Here is a 19575-nt window from a genome sequence, read left to right as displayed (position 1 = left end):
GCGGCAAGGTGATCGCATGGTGACGACCGACCCGGCCACCGGCGCCGGCCCGGCGGCGGCCGGACCGCCCGGCGGGCACCCCGCCCGCTGGGCGATCCTGGCCGTGGTCTGCCTGGCCGAACTCGTCGTGGTGCTCGACAACACCGTGCTCAACGTGGCGATCCCGTCACTGACCGGTGAGCTGGGCGCTTCCACCGCCGACGTGCAGTGGATGATCAACGCCTACGCCCTGGTGCAGGCGGGCCTGCTGCTCGCCGCGGGCAACGCCGCCGACCGCTACGGACGCAAGCGGATGCTGCTGGCCGGGCTGGCCCTGTTCGGAGCCGGCTCGCTGGTGGCGGGACTCGCCTCCTCCTCCGCCCAGCTCATCGCGGCCCGCGCGGGTATGGGGGTGGGCGCGGCGCTGCTGCTGACGACCACCCTCGCCGTCGTCATGCAGGTCTTCGACGCGAGCGAGCGGCCCAGGGCGATCGGCCTGTGGGGCGCCGTCAACGCCCTCGGCTTCGCCTCCGGGCCGGTCGTCGGCGGGCTGGTGCTCAGCCACTTCTGGTGGGGTGCGATCTTCCTGATCAACATCCCGGTGGTGCTCGTCGGCCTGGTCGCCGTCGCGGTCCTCGTCCCCGAGAGCCGCGATCCGCGCGGCGGCCGCCTCGATCTGCCGGGCCTGGTGCTCTCCGTCACCGGCATGACCTGCGTGGTCTACGCCGTCATCACCGGGCCGGAGGAGGGCTGGGGCTCTCCCCGTATCCTGGTGCCGGCCGTGCTGGGCGCCGCCGTCCTGACCGCCTTCCTGCGCTGGGAGCGGCGCACCGAGCATCCGATGCTGGATCCGTCCCTGTTCCGCAGCCGCCGCTTCACCGGGGCCGTGACGGGTGTCGTCCTGATCACCTTCGGCAGCGGCGGTGCCCTGTACCTGCTCACGCAGCAGCTCCAGTTCGTCCGCGGCGACAGCCCGCTCCAGGCGGGTCTGGCCGTCGCGCCCTTCGCCCTGACGGTGGTACTGGTGAACTTCACCGGCGTCTCCGCGCGGCTGATCGCGCGCTTCGGCCTGCCGGTGATGATCGCCTCGGGCATGGCCGTGATGGCGGCCGGTCTCGCGGTGGTCGCCCTCGTCGGCGGCGGAGGCTACGGCGGGATCCTGTTCGGCCTGGTGCTGATGGGGGCGGGCTGCGGCTGCGCCAACCCGGCCATCGCCGAGGCCGTCATGAGCTCGATCCCCAGGGAGAAGGCCGGCGCGGGAGCCGGTGTCAACGGCACCCTCACCGAGATGGGCGCCGGCCTGGGCGTCGCCGTCCTGGGAGCGGTCCTGGCCTCCCGTTTCGCCGCCCTGCTGCCGGACTCGGCCGGCGCCGCGCAGTCGCTGCCCGCCGCGCTGGCCCGGGTCTCCCGGGAGGCGGATCTGGCCACGGTCGCCGAGGCGTTCGCCTCCGGTCTGCGGACCGGGCAGCTGGCCGGCGCCGCGGCGGTCCTCGCGGGCGGCTGCGCGGCCGGTCTGCTGCTGGGCCGCGCCGGGCGGTCCGCCGCACGGGGTCCGGCGGCGGACCCGCGCCCCACCGCCGGGAAGGAACGCTGACACATGGCCGTGAAGGTCTACCGGGATGCCTGGGGCGTACCACATCTGCGCGCGGACGGCGCGAACGAGCTGGCCTACGCCCAGGGTCGCAACGCGGCGGCGGACCGCGCCTGGCAGATCGAGGTCGAACGGCACCGCTCGCAGGGCACCACCGCTTCGTTCCTGGGCGCGGAGGCCGTCTCCTGGGACCGGTTCGCGCGGCGGGTCCGGCTGGACGACACCGCAAGGCGCTGCATGGACGCCCTGGAGCACGAGGATCCCGGCACCGCCGCCTGGGTCCGCTCCTACGTCGACGGGGTCAACGACGGGCTGGCGGAAGGGGCCCGCCGGGCACCGGAGTTCGCCGCCGCCGAACTCGCCCCCGGCCGCTGGCGGCCGTGGACGCCGCTGGGCGTCTGGCTGTCGGCGCACATCCTGTTCGCGGGCTTCCCGGCCAAGCTCTGGCGCGACGCCGTCGCCCGCCGCCTGGGGCCCGGGTGGGTGGGGGTGTTCGCCACCGACGGGCCCGGCGCCTCCGGCAGCAACGGCTGGCTCGTCCCGGCGGACCGCACCGCCACGGGCTCGGCGGTCCTCGCGGGCGACCCCCACCGGTTCATCGAGGCCCCGGGCGTCTACCAGCAGATCCGGCTGGCCTGCCCGGAGTTCGACGTCGTCGGCCTCGCCGTCCCCGGCGTCCCCGGCATCGCCCACTTCGGCCACACCGGTCATGTGGCCTGGGCCATCACCAACGCCATGGCCGACTACCAGGACCTCTACCGCGAACGGCTGCGTCGCACCGGGCCGGGCGGGGAGCGGGTGGAGGCGCTGGGCCCGGACGGGTGGCGGCCCGCCGAACGCCGTGTCGAGACGATCGAGGTGGCCGGCGGCGAGCCCGTGACGGTCGAGGTGATCGAGACCGAACGCGGCCCCGTCATCGCCGACGGCGACGAGGCGGCGCACTGGGCGGATCCGGACTCCCCGGCCCAGGCCCCCTACGCGCCGGACGTCTTCGGCGCGGTCGCCCTGCGCCACCCCCCGCGCGTCAGCGCGGACCTCGGCTTCGGTGTGCTTCCCGCCCTGCTGCGGGCCCGCGACGTCACCGACCTCGACCGCGCCCTGGACGGCTGGGTGGAGCCCGTCAACGTCGTCCTGGCCGCCGACACCTCGGGCCGGACCCTGCACCGGACGGCGGGCTCCGTCCCCGTGCGCCATCCGGACAACCGGGTACGGGTCGTGCCAGCGTGGGAACCCCGGCACGCCTGGCGGGGCCGGCACGGACCGATGCCGCGCGAACGCGTCGGGGGCGTCGCGGTCATGGCCAACCAGCGCGGGATCGCAGAGCCCCTCGGCGTGGAGTTCGCGCCGCCGCACCGGGCCGGGCGCATCCGGGAGCTGCTGGCGGAGCGGACCGTGTGGTCCGCGCGGGACATGGCGGCCGTCCACCGCGACACCCTGCTGGCCTCGGCCGCGCCCCTGCTGGACCTGCTGGCGCGCACCGGCCCCGGGGAGCTGGGACCGGCCGCCCGGCGGTTGCGGCAACGGCTGCTGGACTGGGACCGCCGCATGGACGCCGGCAGTGCCGCCGCCTCCTCCTTCGCCGCCGTCCGCACCGCGACGGTGCGGCGGCTGGCGGAGCATCCGCTGCTGCGGCCGCTGGCGGACCCGCCGCCCGCGCCGGAGGTCTTCCGGCCCTGGCTCGCGCTCGTGCCCCGCGTCGGATACGCCCTGGAGCACCTGCTGACCACGGACCGTCTGCCGCTCGCGGACCGGACCGGGGCCGTACGGGCCGCCGTCGAGGAGGTGGCGGCCCGCGAGGCCGCCGCGCAGGGACCGCCGGTTCGGTGGGGCGACACCCACCGGCTCGCGCCCTGGCAGGCGCTGCCGGCCGACCCCGGTGAGCCCTGGCCGGCCCTGGCCGGTGACCACGACTGCGTGCTGGCCACCTCCAGCGTGCCCGGGGTCACCGACCTCAGCGCCCGCGCCTCCGCCGCCCGCTACGTGTGGGACCTCGCCCGCCGCGAGGACAGTGCCTGGGTGGTGCCGCTCGGCGCCTCGGGTGTGCCGGGGGATCCGCACCACCGCGACCAGCTCCCGCTGTGGGCGCGCTGCGAGCTGGTTCCGGTCGTCACCGACTGGGACCGGCTCACCGAGGAGCCCGCCGCGCCGCCGGTACCATCCGTACCGTCCGCAGTCTCCGACCGAGGAGAGAAGTGACCGACCCGGCCGCCCCCTCCACCTCCTCCGGCGCCTCCGCGCACCGGCGCCGCGAGGCCGTGTACGAGGCCCGCGTCGAGGGCTTCGGCACGGTCCGCGTCGTCCCCGTGGACCCCGCCCGCGACATCGGTCTGCTGTACGGCTGGGTGTCCCGGGAGCGGGCCCGCTTCTGGGGCATGCGCGACCACACCCGCGAACAGGTTCTGGAGATCTACGGGTATCTGGACTCCCTGTCCACACACCACGCCTATCTGCTCCACCTCGACGACCGCCCGGTCGCCCTCTTCCAGACCTACGAGCCGGGCGCCGACCCGGTCGGCGAGTACTACGAGGTGCGGCCGGGGGACTTCGGCCTCCATCTGATGGTCGGCCCGGCGGACGGCGGGGCCCGGCCGGGCTTCACCGGCACCCTGCTGACCGTCTTCCTGGCTTATCTGCTGGCCGAGGACCCCGGCCGCAGGCGGATCGTCGCCGAACCGGACGCCCGCAACGAGAAGGCGGTCTCCCGGCTGCTGCGGACCGGTTTCGTCCTCGGCCCCGAGATCGAAATGCCCAACAAGCGGGCCCGGTTGGTCTTCCTCGACCGGGACGCCTTCCTCTCCCGCGCCGCGTCCCGGCACTCCTGAGGGGACGCGGCGCCCCGGCACGGTCCGGACGTGTCGGTGGGCGCGGCTACGGTATCGCCGTGATCGATTCCGACGACGTCCGCCGTATCGCCCTGTCCCTCCCGGAGACCGTGGAGAAGGAGGCGTGGAGCATGCCCACCTTCCGGGTGTCCGGGAAGATGTACATAACCGTCCCCGACGACGAGACCTCCGTCGCCGTGCGCTGCCCGCGCCACGAGCGCACCGAACTGATCGCGGCCGAGCCGGAGAAGTTCTGGGTGCCGCCGCACGAGGCGCCCTCGGCATGGGTGCGGGTCAGACTGGCCGCTCTGGAGGACATCGCCGAGCTGCGGGACGTCCTCGTCGACTCCTGGCGGCAGGCGGCCCCGGAGCGGCTGCTGGAGGCCCATCCGGGTCTGGTGCCGGGCGGTGCGGTGGGCTCGGAGGCGTAGTTCGGGGCTCGGCCCGCGGGCAGGTGTCCGGCCCCTCACCGCCGTCGGCCGGACGCCTCCACCGTGTCCCCGCGCCCATCGGCGTCGGCGCCGGTACCCGCGCCGGTCCCGTCGCCGCGCTGCCGCAGGACCTTCAGGGCGGTCTCGCACCACTGCAGGTTCTCGCGCTCGAAGACGATGCCGCGCAGCAGTGTGAGGTAGGGGCCCACGCGCCGGGCCCGCGCGAAGTACTCCTCCTCGGTGCGCCCGTCCAGCAGCTTGGCGCGCCCCCGCTCGTAGCGGGCCAGTTTGGCCGCCGACCACTCCAGTTGCGTCTCGACGGCGGCCCGGACTCCCTCGATGTCGCCCACGTCGGCGCTCTGGACCTTCACCAGCAGTTCGTCGCGGATGACGGTGGGCCGGGCGAGGGCGGCGGCGGTGTAGTCGCGCAGTGCGGCGTATCCCGCCTCGGTCAGGGAGAACAGCCGCTTGTTGGGCCGGCGCTCCTGCTGGACGACGCGGGCGGCGACGAGCCCCTCCCGCTCCATGCGCTCGAGTTCGCGGTAGAGCTGCTGGGGAGTGGCCGTCCAGAAGTTGGCGACCGAGGAGTCGAACCCCTTGGCCAGGTCCCAGCCCGATGCCTCGCCCTCCAGTAGGGCTGCCATCACCGCGTTGCGCAGAGCCATCCCCGTATTGGAGCACGGGGGCGACCTGCCGACAAATCGGCTGTTCCCCGTCGACCCGGCGCCGGCGGGCGCGGCTCCGGCCCGGTGTGGACAGACTTCCCGCCAGGATTTACTCTCCAACGCACCTAGTAAACTTTTTGTCTATCAAGGTGGTCGGTATGAACCTCTTCCGGCGCGCCGTGGAGGCCCGCGACGAGCAGGCCCTGGCGGACCTGCTGGCCGATGACGTCGTCTTCACCAGCCCCGTCGCGTTCAGGCCCTACGAGGGCAAGGCGATCACCGCGGCGATCCTGCGCGGCGTGATGCGGGTCTTCGAGGACTTCTCCTACACCCGTGAGTTCTCCGGCCCGGACGGCCGGGACCACGCCCTCGTCTTCACCGCCACGGTCGGCGGCCGGCGGATCCAGGGCTGCGACTTCCTGCACTTCGACGAGGACGGCAGAATCGACGACCTCACCGTCATGGTCCGCCCGCTGTCCGCCGCACAGGCGCTCGCCGATGCCATGGGCGCACAGTTCGAGCGGATCTCGCGCGAGGCCGCCGACCGCTGACCGCCGGCCCGTCCGGCCGTCGCACCCCACCGTCCCGTCCCGCCGCACCGCCCTTACCCGCACCGAACCGGGAGACCGACCGCATGACCGCCTACCCCCATCTGCTCCGGCCGCTGGACCTGGGCTTCACCACCCTGCCCAACCGGGTCCTCATGGGCTCGATGCATGTCGGGCTGGAGGAGGCCCCCGACGGCTTCTCCCGGATGGCCGCCTTCTACGCCGAACGCGCCCGCGGCGGTGTCGGCCTGATCGTCACCGGCGGCATAGCACCCAACGAGGCCGGACGCCCCTACCCCGGCGGCGCCATGCTCACCACCGAGGAGGAGGCCGAACGCCATCGCGCCGTCACCGGCGCCGTCCACGCCGAGGGCGGCCGCATCGCGATGCAGATCCTCCACTTCGGCCGCTACGCCTACCACCCCGACCTCGTCGCCCCGAGCCCGCTGAAGGCCCCGATCAGCCCGCACACCCCGCGCGAACTCACCGACGCCGAGATCGAGCAGACCATCGAGGACTTCGCCCGCTGTGCCGCCCTCGCCCGGTCCGCGGGATACGACGGCGTGGAGATCATGGGCTCCGAGGGCTACCTCATCAACGAGTTCATCGCCTCCGCCACCAACCACCGCACCGACCGCTGGGGCGGCTCGTACGCCAACCGCATGCGCTTCCCCGTCGAGATCGTGCGCCGGGTCCGCGAGCGCGTCGGCGAGGACTTCATCGTCGTCTACCGGCTGTCCATGCTCGACCTGGTGCCCGGCGGCTCCACCTTCCCCGAGGTCGTCGAGCTCGCCCGGGCCGTGGAGGCCGCGGGCGCCACCATCATCAACACCGGCATCGGCTGGCACGAGGCGCGCATCCCCACCATCGCCACCTCCGTGCCCCGCGGCGCCTACACCTGGGTCACCCGCAAGCTGATGGGGTCCGTCTCCGTCCCGCTGGTCACCTGCAACCGCATCAACAACCCCGGGCTGGCCGAGCGGATCCTCGCCGGCGGCGACGCCGACATGGTCTCCCTGGCCCGCCCCATGCTCGCCGACGCCGACTTCGTCGCCAAGGCCGCCGCCGGCACCCCCGAGGCGATCAACACCTGCATCGGCTGCAACCAGGCCTGCCTCGACCACACCTTCAGCCTCAAGATCACTTCCTGTCTGGTCAACCCCCGGGCCTGCCACGAGACCGAGCTCGTCCTGGAGCCCACCCGCCGGGCCAGGGACATCGCGGTGGTCGGCGCCGGACCGGCCGGGCTCGCCTTCGCCGTCTCCGCGGCCGAGCGCGGCCACACCGTCACCCTGTACGACGCCGCACCCGAGATCGGCGGGCAGCTCAACACCGCCCGCCGCGTTCCCGGCAAGCAGGAGTTCGACGAGACCCTGCGCTACTACCGCCACCGGCTCGACGCCCTCGGTGTCGGGCAGCGCCTGGGGGCCGAGGTCACCGCCGGACAGCTCGCGGACGCCGGCCACGACGAGATCGTCCTGGCCACCGGCGTCACCCCCCGTGTCCCCGAGATCCCCGGCATCGACCATCCCAGCGTGGTGGGCTACCTCGACGTCCTCCACGACCGCAGGCCCGTCGGCCGGCGCGTCGCGATCCTGGGCGCGGGCGGCATCGGCTTCGACGTCGCCGCCTATCTCACCCACCCCGGGCCGGACGGTGGTCCGGAGGAGACCGAGGCGTTCCTCGCCCGCTGGGGCGTCGACACCGAGCACCGCTCCCCCGGCGGCCTGACCGAACCCGTCCGCCCCGCCGGCGGACGCACCGTCCACCTGCTCCAGCGCAAGACGAGCAAGGTCGGCGCGGGCCTGGGCAAGACCACCGGCTGGATCCACCGCACCGAGCTCAGGCAGCGCGGCGTCACCATGCTCCCCGGCGTCGCCTACGAGCGCATCGACGACGAAGGTCTGCACATCACCGTCGACGGGCGCTCCCAGGTGCTGCCGGTGGACACCGTCGTGCTGTGCACCGGGCAGGAGCCCCGGCGCGGCCTGTACGACGAGCTGACCGAGCGCGGTGTCAGGGCCCACCTCATCGGCGGCGCCGACATCGCCGCCGAGCTCGACGCCAAGCGCGCCATCGACCAGGGCACCCGCCTGGCGGCCGCTCTCTAGTGCCGTGTCAGGCCGGCGGCCGCCCGTCCTGCCGCGGAGCGGGCGGCCGTCAGCCGCGCAGGGCCGCCTCGACGACGGCCGCCCACTGGGCCACGACCCGCTCGCGGCGGGCGCCGTCGTCGGTCAGGAGGTTGGCCAGGCCCAGGCCGCGGGCCATGTCGAGCAGGCCCTGCACGGTCTCCCGCACTCCGGGCACGCTCTCGTCCGCGCCCAGCAGACGCACCGCCATCCGGTGCGTCTCCCGGCCGATGCGCGCCTCCAGCGCGGTCACCCGGGGCGCGAGCTGGGGCTCGTTGGAGGCGGCCACCCACAGCTGGAGTGCGGCGCGGAAGAGTTCGCCGGTGTAGAGGCCGACGATCGCCTCGACGGCCTCCCGGACGCCGGCGGGTCTCGGCAGGTCCCGCAGGACGGCCGACCGCTCCTCGGCGACGTGCTCCACCGCCGCCGTGAACAGGTCCTCTCGGGTGGGGAAGTGGTGCTGGGCCGCCCCGCGGGTGACGCCCGCGTGCTCGGCGACGACCGCGACCGTGCTGCCCGTCCAGCCGCGCTCGGCCAGGCAGGCCACGGCCGACTGGAGCAGACGCCGCCGGGTGGCGCGGCTGCGGTCCTGCTTGGGCGCGTTGCCCCGTGCGGTCAGTGGTGCACCCATCGGGGGTCCCGTCGTTCGAGGAAGGCGGACATGCCCTCACGCGCCTCGCTTGACGCGAACAGCCTCGCGGAGAGCTCCGCCAGGCTATCGGTGTCCCGGTCGAACACCCGCAGCACCTCCGCCGTGACCAGGCGTTTGGACTCCGCCAGGCCCTGCGGCGAGGCACGCCTCAGCCCGTCCAGGACCGGCTCCAGCTCGGCGTCCACATCATCGGCCGCCAGGGTGACCAGTCCGATGCGGGCCGCCTCCGCCGCGCCGAACCGCTCGCCGGTCAGGTAGTACCGTCCGGCCGCCCGCGCGTCCAGCCGCGGCAGCAGCGGCAGGGAGATCACCGCGGGGGCCAGTCCGAGCCGCGCCTCGGTGAAGGCGAAGGTCGCGCCGGGGCCGGCCACCGCGATGTCGCAGGCGCCCACCAGCCCGGCGCCGCCCGCCCGTACGTGCCCGGTGACACGGGCGACGACGGGCTTGGGGAAGGCCACGACCGTACGCAGCAGCCGGGCCAGGCCCAGGGGTGCGTCGGTCGGGCCGGACGCCGCGCCCGCCTCACCCAGGTCTGCGCCCGCGCAGAAGGTGGTGCCGGTGTGGGTGAGCAGCACCGCCCGGGTGTCCGGGTCGCGCCCGGCCGCCTCCAGGTGCGCGTACAGCTCGCCCACCAGCCGGGCGGAGAGCGCGTTGCGGTTGTGCGGCGAGTCGAGGGTGAGGGTGGTGACGCCCCGCCCGGCCGAGCTCCGCACCGGGACCCTGCTCTCGCTGCCGTCCGTGTCCGTCATGCCGTGGCGCCCTTCTCCCCGTCCCGTTGCCGTTCCCGGGCCCGCAGTTCGCGCCGCAGGATCTTGCCGCTGGCGGCGCGCGGCACGGCGTCGGTGAACTCCACCCGCCGCGCCTTCTTGTAGGGGGCGACGTGCGCGGCCACGTGCGCCAGCACGTCCTCGGCGGTGAGGCCGGCGCCCTCGCGGCGCACCACGTATGCCTTGGGCACCTCGTTGCCGTCCTCGTCCGGGACGCCGATGACCGCCGCGTCGGCGATGCCGGGGTGGGCCAGCAGCACTGCCTCCAGGTCGGCCGGGGCGACCTGGTGGCCCTTGTACTTGATGAGCTCCTTGACCCGGTCGACGACGTACAGCCAGCCGTCGTCGTCCACCCGTCCCACGTCGCCGGTGTGCAGCCAGCCGTCGGCGTCGACCAGGGCGGCGGTCTCGTCCGCGCGGCCCAGGTAGCCCTTCATCACCTGCGGCCCGCGGATCCAGATCTCGCCCTCCTCCCCGGCGCCCAGGTCACGGCCGGGATCGTCCAGGGCGGTGATCCGCATCTCGGTGTTCGGCAGCAGCTTCCCCACCGTCCCCGGCGGAGGGTGCTCCTCCGCCAGCGGCACCACATGGGTGCCCGGTGACAGCTCGGTCATGCCGTACGCCTGCCGCACCGTGGACAGGCCCAGCCGCCGGGCGCACTCCTGGGCCAGGCCGGCGTCCAGCGGGGCCGCGGCGCTGACCACATGGCGCACCGAGGACAGGTCGTAGGAGTCCACCGCCGGGTGCCTGGCCAGGGCCAGCACGATGGGCGGCGCCACGTACAGGCTGGTGACCCGGTGCCTGGCCACGGCGCCGAGGAACTGCTCCAGGTCGAAGCGTGGCAGGACGACGACGGTGGCGCCGTGCCGCAGGGGCGCGTTCATCAGTGCGGTCAGCCCGTAGATGTGGAAGAACGGCAGCACGGCCAGCAGCCGGTCCTCCGGGCCGCCGGGCGCGACCGGCTGGAGCTGGGCGAGGTTGGTGGCGATGCTGCGGTGGGTGAGCATCACGCCCTTGGGCGCGGCGGTGGTGCCCGAGGAGTAGGGCAGGGCGGCCAGGTCCTCGCCCGGGTCGATGGCGACGTCCGGCTCGGGGTCGTCGGTGAAGAGCATGTCCTGGACCGAACGGTGTCCGTCGGCCCGGTCGCACACGACGATCTCCCGGATCCCGCCGGCGCGGTCGGCCGCCTGCCGGGCGGTGGCCAGCAGGGGTGAGACGGTGACGATCCAGCGGGCTCGGGAGTCGGCGAGCTGCCGGGCGAACTCCTCGGCGGTGGCCAGCGGGTGGACGGTGGTGACCGCGGCGCCGCACCGGGTGGCGGCGTAGAAGACGGCCGGGTAGGCGATGGTGTTGGGACTGTGCAGGGCGAGCACATCGCCCTTGCGCAGGCCGGAGGCGGCGAGCGCGGCGGCGATGCGGCGGCTGAAGCCGTCGAGCTGCGCGTAGGTGAGTTCGGTGCCCTCCACCCCGTCGACCAGCGCGGGGTGGTCGGCGAAGTCGCGGGCGGACGTTCCCAGCACGGCGTCGTGGACGGGCTGGTCGAGGAGTGGGACATCGGCGTACTCGCTGCGGAACACGGTGTCCTCCGGAAGGTGCGGGGATATCTCAGTAGGACCTGGGCAGTCCCAGGGTCTGGTGGGAGACGAAGTTGAGGATCATCTCCCGGCTGACCGGCGCGATACGGGCGACGCGGGAGGCGGTGACGAGGGCCCCCAGACCGTACTCACCGGTCAGGCCGTTGCCGCCGAGGGTGTGCACGGCGCGGTCGACGGCCTTAGCGCAGGCCTCCGCCGCCGCGTACTTGGCCATGTTGGCCGCCTCGCCCGCTCCCGCGTCGTCGCCCGCGTCGTACAGCAGGGCCGCCTTCCGCGTCATCAGGCGGGCCAGTTCGATCTCGACGTGCGACTCGGCCAGCGGGTGGGCCACGGCCTGGTGGGCGCCGATCGGCTCCTTCCACACCTGCCGGGTGCGGGCGTAGTCCACCGCCCTGCCGACGGCGAAGCGGCCCATGCCGAGCGCGAACGCGGCGGTCATGATCCGCTCGGGGTTGAGTCCGGCGAAGAGCTGGAGCAGTCCGGCGTCCTCGTCACCGACGAGCGCGTCCGCGGGCAGCCGTACGTCGTCCAGCACCAGTTCGAACTGCTTCTCGGGGGCGGACAGTTCCATCTCGATCATGCTGCGGGAGAAGCCGGGGGCGTCTCCGGGGACGATGAACAGGCAGGGCTTGAGACGGCCGGTACGGGCGTCCTCGGTGCGGCCCACGATCAGGGTGGCGTCGGCGATGTCCACGCCCGAGACGAAGACCTTGCGGCCGGTCAGGACCCAGTCCCCGCCGTCGCGGCGGGCGGTGGTGGTGATGCGGTGGGAGTTGGAGCCGGCGTCCGGCTCGGTGATGCCGAACGCCATCTTCCGTCTGCCGTCGGCCAGTTCGGGCAACCAGGTGCGCTTCTGCTCCTCGGTGCCGAAGCGGGCGATGACGGTGCCGGTGATGGCGGGGGTGACGATGAGCATCAGCAGCGGGCAGCCCACCGCGCCCAGCTCCTCCAGCACGATCGACAGCTCGGTGATGCCGCCGCCCCCTCCCCCGTACTCCTCGGGGAGGCTGACGCCGAGGTAGCCGAGCCTTCCGGCCTCCCGCCACAGCTCGTCGGTCTGCCCGCCCGCCCGTCGCACCCGCTCGAAGTACTCGCGGCCGTAGCGTTTGCCGAGCGCGGTGACGGCCGCGCGCAGCGCCCGCTGCTCGTCGGTCTCCAGCAGCGCGGTCGCCGTGTGCCCCGCGTGTCGGTCGGTGGTCATGTCGCTGCCCCTTCGTCGGTTGCCGGACTCGCCGGTGGTCCCCCGCCGCCGGTGCGGCCCCGCTCCCCGGAGTCGACGACCGCGAGGACGGCACCGACCTCCACGCGCTGTCCGGGGGTCACCCGCAGCTCCCGCAGCACCCCGTCGGCCGGTGCCGTGACGCGGTGCTCCATCTTCATCGCCTCCAGCCACAGCAGCGGCTGTCCCGCCGTCACCGCGTCGCCGGCGGCGAGGCGGTCGGCGACGCGCACGACCGTGCCGGGCATCTGCGCCAGCAGCGAGCCCGGCTCGGCGCGGCCACGCGGATCGGAAAAGCGCGGCAGCGCCGTGAGGGCGTACGCGCCCAGCGGCGAGTCCACATGGACCCTCGCCCGCTCCTTCCCGCCGCCCGCACCGTCCGGATACGCCGCGACGCCGAAACCGTGCCGTACGCCGTCGACCTCCAGCTCGACGTGGTCGGCGGCCACGCGCAGGGCGCGTACGCCCGGCAGGTCCTCGGCGAGCGGCGGGTTGCCGCGCGCGGGCCGGTAGCGCACTTCCAGCTCCGCCCCGCCGGGTTCGGCCCGGTAGCGCTTGGTCTGCGGACCGGAGGGGAGGCTGCGCCAGCCGCCGAGCCGTCCGGAGACGGTCCGCGCGGCCGCGCGGCGCGTCTCGGCGTCCGCCAGGGCCGCCGCGAACGCCGAGACGCGCAGGCGCCGTTCGCCGTCCGGGGGCTCCTGGCACAGGCGTGCCAGATGACGGTCGTAGAAGCCGGTGTCCATGCGTCCGGAGGCGAAGTCGGAGTGCCGCAGCGAGCGCACCAGCAGGTCGCGGTTGGTGGCCGGGCCGTGGACCTGGGCCCGCTCCAGCGCGTGGGCCAGTTTCCGCACGGCCTCGGCGCGGGTGGGCGCCCAGGCGATGACCTTGGCCAGCATCGGGTCGTAGTGGACGGTGATCTCGTCGCCGCCGGCCACCCCCGCGTCCAGCCGCACCCCGGGGCCGCCGGGCACCTCCAGACGGTGCACCCGTCCGGTCTGCGGGCGCCACTGCCGGGTCGGGTCCTCCGCGTAGAGGCGGGCCTCGACGGCATGGCCGCTCGGTTCGGGCGGCCGCGCGGCGGGCAGCGGGGCGCCCTCGGCGATCCGCAGTTGCAGCGCGACGAGGTCGAGGCCGTACACGCACTCGGTGACGGGGTGCTCGACCTGGAGGCGGGTGTTCATCTCCAGGAAGTACGCCCGCCCGTCCGGTGCGAGGAGGAACTCCACCGTGCCCGCGCCCCGGTAGCCGACCGCGCGGGCGGCCCGCTCGGCCGCACCGCGCAGTGCGGCGCGCTGCTCCCCGGTCAGACCCGGCGCGGGGGCCTCCTCGATCACCTTCTGGTGGCGGCGCTGGAGCGAGCAGTCGCGGGTGCCCAGGGCCCACACCGTGCCGTGGCCGTCCGCGAGCACCTGCACCTCCACATGGCGGCCGCGCTCGACGTAGGGCTCGGTGAAGACCTCACCGTCGCCGAAGGCCGCCTTCGCCTCGGCCGACGCGGCGCGGATCTCGCCGTCCAGCGCGGCCGCCTCGCGCACGATCCGCATGCCGCGCCCGCCGCCGCCCGCCGCGGCCTTGACCAGCAGCGGCAGGTCCTCCTCGCGTACCTCGCCGGGCCGCACCGGTTCCAGCAGCGGCACCCCGGCCTTCCTCATCAGCTCCTTGGCGCGGGTCTTGGACGCCATGGCCTCGATCGCCTCGGGCGGCGGGCCGATCCAGACCAGCCCCGCCTCCAGCACCGCCCGGGCGAAGCCGGCGTTCTCGGAGAGGAAGCCGTAGCCGGGATGGACCGCGTCCGCGCCCGCCGCCAGCGCGGCCGCCACGATCAGGTCACCGCGCAGATAGGTGTCGGCGGGTGCGTCGCCGGGCAGCGACACGGCCGCGTCCGCCTCCCGTGCGTGGAGGGCGTCCGCGTCCGCGCCGGAGTGGACGGCGACGGTGGCGACGCCCAGCTCCCGGCAGGTGCGGAAGACGCGCCGGGCGATCTCGCCGCGGCCCGCGACCAGGACGGAGCCGATGGCCCGTCCCGCGTCCGGCTGTGCCGACATGTCCACTCCTCACATCCGGAAGACGCCGAAGCCGCCGCGCGCGCCCGCCACCGGTGCGGTGTGCACGGCCGACAGGCACATGCCGAGCGCGGTGCGCGTGTCGCGCGGGTCGATGACGCCGTCGTCGTAGAGCCGCCCGGACAGGAACATCGGCAGCGACTCGGCCTCGATCTGCTGCTCGACCATGGCGCGCAGCGCCGCGTCGCCCTCCTCGTCGTAGGACTTCCCCCTGGCCGCCGCGGACTCGCGCATCACGGTCGAGAGCACTCCGGCGAGCTGCTGCGGGCCCATGACGGCGGACTTGGCGCTGGGCCAGGCGAACAGGAAGCGCGGGTCGTAGGCCCGGCCGCACATGCCGTAGTGGCCGGCGCCGTAGCTCGCTCCCATCAGCACCGACAGATGCGGCACCCTGGAGTTGGAGACCGCGTTGATCATCATCGCGCCGTGCTTGATGATGCCGCCCTGCTCGTACTCGGTGCCGACCATGTAGCCGGTGGTGTTGTGGAGGAACAGCAGCGGGATGTCGCGCTGGTTGGCGAGCTGGATGAACTGGGCGGCCTTCTGGGACTCCTGGCTGAACAGCACGCCGCGGGCGTTGGCCAGGATGCCGACGGGGTAGCCGTGCAGAGCGGCCCAGCCGGTGGTCAGGCTGGTCCCGTAGAGCGGCTTGAACTCGTCGAAGTCGGAGTCGTCGACGATCCGGGCGATCACCTCGCGCGGGTCGAAGGGGACCTTGAGGTCGCCGGGCACGACGCCCAGCAGTTCGTCCTCGTCGTGGCGCGGCGGGCGTACGGCCGCCGCGCCGGGCGCGGGGTGGGCCTTGGGCCGGTTGAGGCGGGCGACGACGCGGCGGGCCTGGCGCAGCGCGTCGGGCTCGTCCACGGCGAAGTGGTCGGCCAGACCGGAGACGCGGGCGTGCATGCCGGCCCCGCCCAGTTCCTCGTCGTCGGCCTCCTCGCCGGTGGCCATCCTCACCAGCGGCGGGCCGCCCAGAAACACCTTGGCGCCCCGGTCCACCATGATCACGTGGTCGGACATGCCGGGGACGTAGGCACCACCGGCGGTGGAGTTGCCGAAGACGACCGCGATCGTGGGGATGCCGGCCTCGCTGAGCCGGGTGAGGTCGCGGAAGAGCGCACCGCCGGGGATGAAGATCTCCTTCTGGCTGGGCAGGTCCGCCCCGCCGGACTCCACCAGGCTGATGAGCGGCAGCCGGTTGGCCCGGGCGATCTCGTTGGCCCGCAGGGCCTTCTTCAGTGTCCAGGGGTTGCTGGCACCGCCGCGCACGGTCGGGTCGTTGGCGGTGATCAGGCACTCGACGCCCTCGACCACGCCGATGCCGGTGACCAGCGAGGCGCCGACGGTGTGGTCGCTGCCCCAGGCCGCCAGCGGGGACAGTTCCAGGAAGGGGGTGTCGGGATCGAGCAGCAGCTCGATCCGCTCGCGGGCCAGGAGTCTGCCGCGTCCGCGGTGGCGGGCGACGTACTTCTCCCCGCCGCCGGCCAGGGCCCTGGCGTGTTCGGCCTCCAGTGCGTCCAGTCTCGCGAGCATCGCCTCGCGGTTGGCGGCGTACTCCGGCGCCGTGGTGTCCAGCGCCGAGCGCAGCACGGTCACAGCAGCTCCTCGGGTATGTCGATGTGGCGGGAGCGAAGCCACTCCCCCAGCGCCTTGCCCTGCGGGTCGAAGCGGGCCTGGGAGGCCACGCCCTCGCCGAGGACGCCGTCGATCACGAAGTTCAGGGCGCGCAGGCCGGGCAGCACATGCCGGGTGACGGGCAGCGCGGCGGTCTCCGGCAGCAGTTCGCGCAGCCGGCCGGTGGTGAGGGTGTGCGCCAGCCAGCGCCAGGTCTGCTCGTCGCGCGCCCACACGCCGATGTTGGCGCTGCCGCCCTTGTCCCCGCTGCGCGCCCCGGCCACCGTCCCCAGCGGCGCCCGGCGGGTGGCGTTCAGGCTCTCCCCGGGCAGCGGCTCGGGCAGCGGGGGCCCGGCCACCGGCTCCAGGGGCCGGGTGATGCGGGGCGGCGGCAGCGCGATCCGCCGCCCGTCCGGCAGTACGGCTGTGTGCGGCACCTCGGCCGCGTCCAGGTACGCCGCCTCGAACACCCCGTACGGCGCCCCCCTGCCCGGTGGCGCGGTGACGTGGAAGCCGGGGTAGCTGCCGAGCGCCAGCTCGACGGCGGCGCCGCTGACGGCCCGCCCCACCCTGTCGGCGTCCGCGTCCCGCACCACGAGGTGGAGCAGGGCGCTCGCCTCCTGCTGTACGGGCGCGTCCGCGCGGTCGGTGCGGGCCAGGGTCCAGTGGACCCGGGCGGGGCGGCCGCCGGGCGCGGCGTCCAGCCGGTCCTCCATCTGCTCGCGCACCAGCGCCGCCTTGGCCTCGACGTCCAGGCCGGTGAGGACGAAGGTCACCTCGTTGCGGAAGCCGCCCAGGCGGGTCAGGCCCACCTTGAGCGCGGGCGGCGGCGCCTCGCCGCGCACGCCTTCGATCCGCACCCGGTCCTCCCCGTCGGCCCGCAGCCGTACGGTGTCCAGCCGCGCCGTCACATCCGGTCCGGCGTAGCGCGCGCCGGCCGTCTCGTACAACAGCTGGGCGGTGACGGTGCCGACGGTCACCGCCCCACCGGTGCCCGGGTGCTTGGTGATCACCGAGCTGCCGTCGCGGTGCAGTTCGGCCAGCGGGAAGCCGGGGCGGCGCACATCGATGCCCTCGGAGGCGAAGAAGGCGTAGTTGCCGCCGGTGGCCTGGGTGCCGCACTCCAGCACATGCCCGGCGACCACGGCGCCGGCCAGCGCGTCGCGGTCGGCGGGGTCACCCGCGTCCCAGCCGAAGCGGGCGGCGGCGGCCCCGGTGACCAGTGCGGCGTCGGTGACCCGGCCGGTCACCACCACGTCGGCGCCCGCCACCAGGCAGGCGGTGATGCCGGCCCCGCCGAGGTAGGCGTTGGCGGTGAGAACGCCCTCGCCCCAGCCGCCGCGGGCGGTCACATCGTCGCCCTCGACGTGCGCCACCCTCGCCGGCAGGCCGAGCCGGGCGGCCGACTCCCTTACCGCGTCGGCCAGTCCGGCCGGGTTGAGTCCGCCGGCGTTGACCACCAGCGGCACACCACGCTCGACGGCGGGGCCGAGGGTGTCCTCCAGCTGCCGCAGGAAGGTCTTCGCGTATCCGAGGCCGGGGTCCCTCATCCGGTCCCGGCCCAGGATCAGCATGGTCAGTTCGGCCAGGTAGTCGCCGGTCAGGACGTCCAGCTCGCCACCGGTGAGCATCTCGCGCACCGCGTCGAAGCGGTCGCCGTAGAAGCCGGAGGCGTTCCCGATCCGCAGCACCCCGCCGGCGGTGGCGGACGTCATCGCGCGCCTCCGTACCCGCGCGCCCCCGGCGCCCGCCCGGCGCCGGGCGGGCCCGCGAAGGCCTGGGCGACGGAGAGCCAGCGCTCGGCGCCGGCCCCGGTGGCGCGCAGAGCGGTGTCGTCGCGGTGGACGCGCCGGATGACGAGCAGGCAGAAGTCCAGCGCGGGCCCGCTGACGCGCTGCGGGGCGTCGGCGGGGCCGTAGGCCCAGAGCTCGCCGGGGCCGGTGCCGACTGCCGGGGGCGGGGTGAGTTCGACGCGGAACGGCTCGGGGGGCGGCTCCAGCCCGTTCACCAGATGGGCGAAGTCCCGGGTCCGCACACCGAGCCTGGCCACATGGCGCAGACGGGCGGTCGGCTCGCGCCGCACGCCGAGGGCCTCGGTGATGTCCTCGCCGTGCGCCCAGGTCTCCATCAGCCGGGCCGTGGCCATGCCGGCGGGGCTCATCGACGGCCCGTACCAGGGGATGCGGCGCTTGCCCGGCCGTGCGGCCAGTTCCTGAAGCGCGCCGGCGAGCGTCCGCCGCCCGGATCGCCACAGGGCCAGCAGCGCGCCGGGGGGCAGCTCGGCGCCGCGGCGGGCCCCGTCGTCGACGTAGGTGTCCACGGCGGCCGGGTCCTCGAACGCCGCCTCGGCCTCGCTTCGGAACGCCCCGGGATCGCGGGCGGCGAGCAGGGCGCGCTCGTCGGTCCAGGCCAGGTGGGCGATCTGGTGGGCGACGGTCCAGCCGGGCGCCGGGGTGACGGCCGTCCACCGCTCATCGGCCGCCTCGGCCAGGGGGGCCACGAGCGCGTCCAGTTCCTCGCCCTCGTGCCGCAGGTCCTCCAGCACCTCGTCCGCAGCCGTGCCCGGCATACCGACCTCCCTCGCCTCGGCCGTGTGAGCCTCCCCGTCCGGCGAGCGTGACAGCGAACCCGGAAACAATCAAGCATGAATGCATGCTTTTCTGCGGCCGATGCCGGACGAGACGAACGGTGAGCCGGGGAACAGACCCACCCGGCGCCGGGGTTTCGCAGGAAGCCGGCCCGGCCGGGCCGGCACGGGCGCGACCGCCGCCCCGCGCGGGCGGCTGCCGGTCGCCCCGCCCGACGGACGCGGAAGGACAAGCGATGAAGATCGGCATCATCGGCGCGGGCAACATCGGCGGCAATCTGACCCGGCGGCTGACCGCACTCGGCCACGACGTGTCGGTGGCGAACTCACGCGGACCGCACACCCTCACCGCGCTGGCCGAGGAGACCGGAGCCACCCCGGTCGCCGCCGCCGAGGCGGCGCACGACGCGGAGGTCGTGGTGGTCACCGTCCCGCTGAAGGCCGTGCCCGACCTGCCCTCCGGGCTGCTCGACGGGGCCGCCCCCGGGGCGGCCGTCATCGACACGGGCAACTACTACCCGCGGCAGCGCGACGGCCGGATCGACGCCATCGAGGACGAGGGGCTGACCGAGAGCCGCTGGACCGAGCGCCAGATCGGCCACCCGGTCGTCAAGGCGTTCAACGGCACCTACGCCCAGGACATCGTCGACAGGCCGCGCCCCGCGGGCGACCCGGAGCGCATGGCCCTGCCGGTGGCCGGGGACGACGAGGACGCCAAGCGCCGTGTGCGGGACCTCGTCGAGGAGATGGGCTTCGACACCGTCGACGCGGGTGGCATCGACGACTCCTGGCGCCAGCAGCCCGGCACACCCGTGTACGGGCTGCGGGCCGGCGCCGAGGAGGTAGCCGGCGCGCTGGCCGAGGCGTCCCCGGAACGGCCGGACGACTTCCGCGCCTGACGCCGGGACCGCGC

General features: G+C 74.6%; 16 protein-coding genes. 7 read left to right on the top strand and 9 right to left on the bottom strand.

Translation table 11 applies throughout. The features are described from left to right. Positions 1–16 precede the first annotated feature (16 nt). From ACGRHY_RS25340 to ACGRHY_RS25325, 4 genes are read left to right on the top strand one after another with little or no spacing between them, the layout of a single operon-like run. On the top strand, positions 17–1573 hold the full coding sequence (locus tag ACGRHY_RS25340) for a DHA2 family efflux MFS transporter permease subunit (RefSeq protein ID WP_394637617.1): 1557 nt from the start codon (positions 17–19) through the stop codon (positions 1571–1573). A gap of 3 nt (positions 1574–1576) precedes the next feature. Beyond that, positions 1577–3766, top strand: coding sequence for a penicillin acylase family protein (locus tag ACGRHY_RS25335; RefSeq protein ID WP_394637616.1), 2190 nt, complete (start codon positions 1577–1579; stop codon positions 3764–3766). After that, positions 3763–4392, top strand: coding sequence for a GNAT family N-acetyltransferase (locus tag ACGRHY_RS25330; protein WP_394637615.1), 630 nt, complete (start codon positions 3763–3765; stop codon positions 4390–4392). The genes ACGRHY_RS25335 and ACGRHY_RS25330 overlap by 4 nt, the downstream gene beginning before the upstream one ends. 59 nt (positions 4393–4451) lie before the next feature. Next, positions 4452–4823 (top strand): MmcQ/YjbR family DNA-binding protein, encoded by a 372-nt coding sequence (locus tag ACGRHY_RS25325; protein WP_394637614.1) that lies wholly within the window; start codon positions 4452–4454, stop codon positions 4821–4823. Positions 4824–4858: 35 nt separating this feature from the next. On the opposite strand, the gene ACGRHY_RS25320 is transcribed toward ACGRHY_RS25325, so the two are convergent. Then, complete coding sequence (locus ACGRHY_RS25320) at positions 4859–5488, bottom strand: PadR family transcriptional regulator (RefSeq protein WP_394637613.1); 630 nt, start codon at positions 5486–5488, stop codon at positions 4859–4861. A gap of 158 nt (positions 5489–5646) precedes the next feature. Between ACGRHY_RS25320 and ACGRHY_RS25315 the strand changes: the two genes are divergently transcribed. Both ACGRHY_RS25315 and ACGRHY_RS25310 read left to right on the top strand, forming a co-directional pair. After that, the gene (locus ACGRHY_RS25315; RefSeq protein WP_394637612.1) at positions 5647–6039 is read left to right on the top strand and encodes a nuclear transport factor 2 family protein; all 393 of its coding nucleotides are present in this window, start codon (positions 5647–5649) and stop codon (positions 6037–6039) included. Between the two features lie 83 nt (positions 6040–6122). Then, positions 6123–8147, top strand: coding sequence for an oxidoreductase (locus tag ACGRHY_RS25310; protein WP_394637611.1), 2025 nt, complete (start codon positions 6123–6125; stop codon positions 8145–8147). 49 nt (positions 8148–8196) lie between these two features. Here ACGRHY_RS25310 and ACGRHY_RS25305 read toward each other — a convergent pair whose 3' ends face one another. Genes ACGRHY_RS25305 through ACGRHY_RS25270 form a run of 8 tightly spaced genes read right to left on the bottom strand, consistent with a single transcriptional unit; the run spans position 8197 to position 18644 of the window. Next, positions 8197–8796, bottom strand: a complete 600-nt coding sequence (locus tag ACGRHY_RS25305) for a TetR/AcrR family transcriptional regulator (protein WP_394637610.1) — start codon at positions 8794–8796, stop codon at positions 8197–8199. Continuing rightward, the gene (locus tag ACGRHY_RS25300) at positions 8781–9566 is read right to left on the bottom strand and encodes an enoyl-CoA hydratase family protein (RefSeq protein ID WP_394637609.1); all 786 of its coding nucleotides are present in this window, start codon (positions 9564–9566) and stop codon (positions 8781–8783) included. Before ACGRHY_RS25300 ends, ACGRHY_RS25305 begins: the two co-directional genes overlap by 16 nt. After that, positions 9563–11161, bottom strand: coding sequence for a 4-coumarate--CoA ligase family protein (locus ACGRHY_RS25295; RefSeq protein ID WP_394637608.1), 1599 nt, complete (start codon positions 11159–11161; stop codon positions 9563–9565). The genes ACGRHY_RS25300 and ACGRHY_RS25295 overlap by 4 nt, the downstream gene beginning before the upstream one ends. A gap of 28 nt (positions 11162–11189) precedes the next feature. Further along, positions 11190–12380, bottom strand: a complete 1191-nt coding sequence (locus ACGRHY_RS25290; protein WP_394637607.1) for an acyl-CoA dehydrogenase family protein — start codon at positions 12378–12380, stop codon at positions 11190–11192. Then, positions 12377–14443, bottom strand: a complete 2067-nt coding sequence (locus tag ACGRHY_RS25285) for an ATP-binding protein (protein ID WP_394637606.1) — start codon at positions 14441–14443, stop codon at positions 12377–12379. Before ACGRHY_RS25285 ends, ACGRHY_RS25290 begins: the two co-directional genes overlap by 4 nt. 9 nt (positions 14444–14452) lie before the next feature. Continuing rightward, on the bottom strand, positions 14453–16057 hold the full coding sequence (locus tag ACGRHY_RS25280; RefSeq protein ID WP_394637605.1) for an acyl-CoA carboxylase subunit beta: 1605 nt from the start codon (positions 16055–16057) through the stop codon (positions 14453–14455). After that, positions 16054–17790, bottom strand: a complete 1737-nt coding sequence (locus ACGRHY_RS25275; RefSeq protein ID WP_394637604.1) for an acyclic terpene utilization AtuA family protein — start codon at positions 17788–17790, stop codon at positions 16054–16056. Before ACGRHY_RS25275 ends, ACGRHY_RS25280 begins: the two co-directional genes overlap by 4 nt. Continuing rightward, positions 17787–18644, bottom strand: coding sequence for a TIGR03084 family metal-binding protein (locus ACGRHY_RS25270; protein ID WP_394637603.1), 858 nt, complete (start codon positions 18642–18644; stop codon positions 17787–17789). The genes ACGRHY_RS25275 and ACGRHY_RS25270 overlap by 4 nt, the downstream gene beginning before the upstream one ends. 83 nt (positions 18645–18727) lie before the next feature. On the opposite strand from ACGRHY_RS25270, the gene ACGRHY_RS25265 reads away from it, so the two are divergent. After that, positions 18728–19561, top strand: coding sequence for an NADPH-dependent F420 reductase (locus ACGRHY_RS25265; protein WP_394637602.1), 834 nt, complete (start codon positions 18728–18730; stop codon positions 19559–19561). Positions 19562–19575: the final 14 nt, after the last annotated feature.

The organism is Streptomyces shinuiensis (genome assembly GCF_043660855.1).
GTDB lineage: Bacteria > Actinomycetota > Actinomycetes > Streptomycetales > Streptomycetaceae > Streptomyces.
Note: the sequence above shows the minus strand (reverse complement) of the source record. Positions and strands in the feature narration are given on the sequence as shown.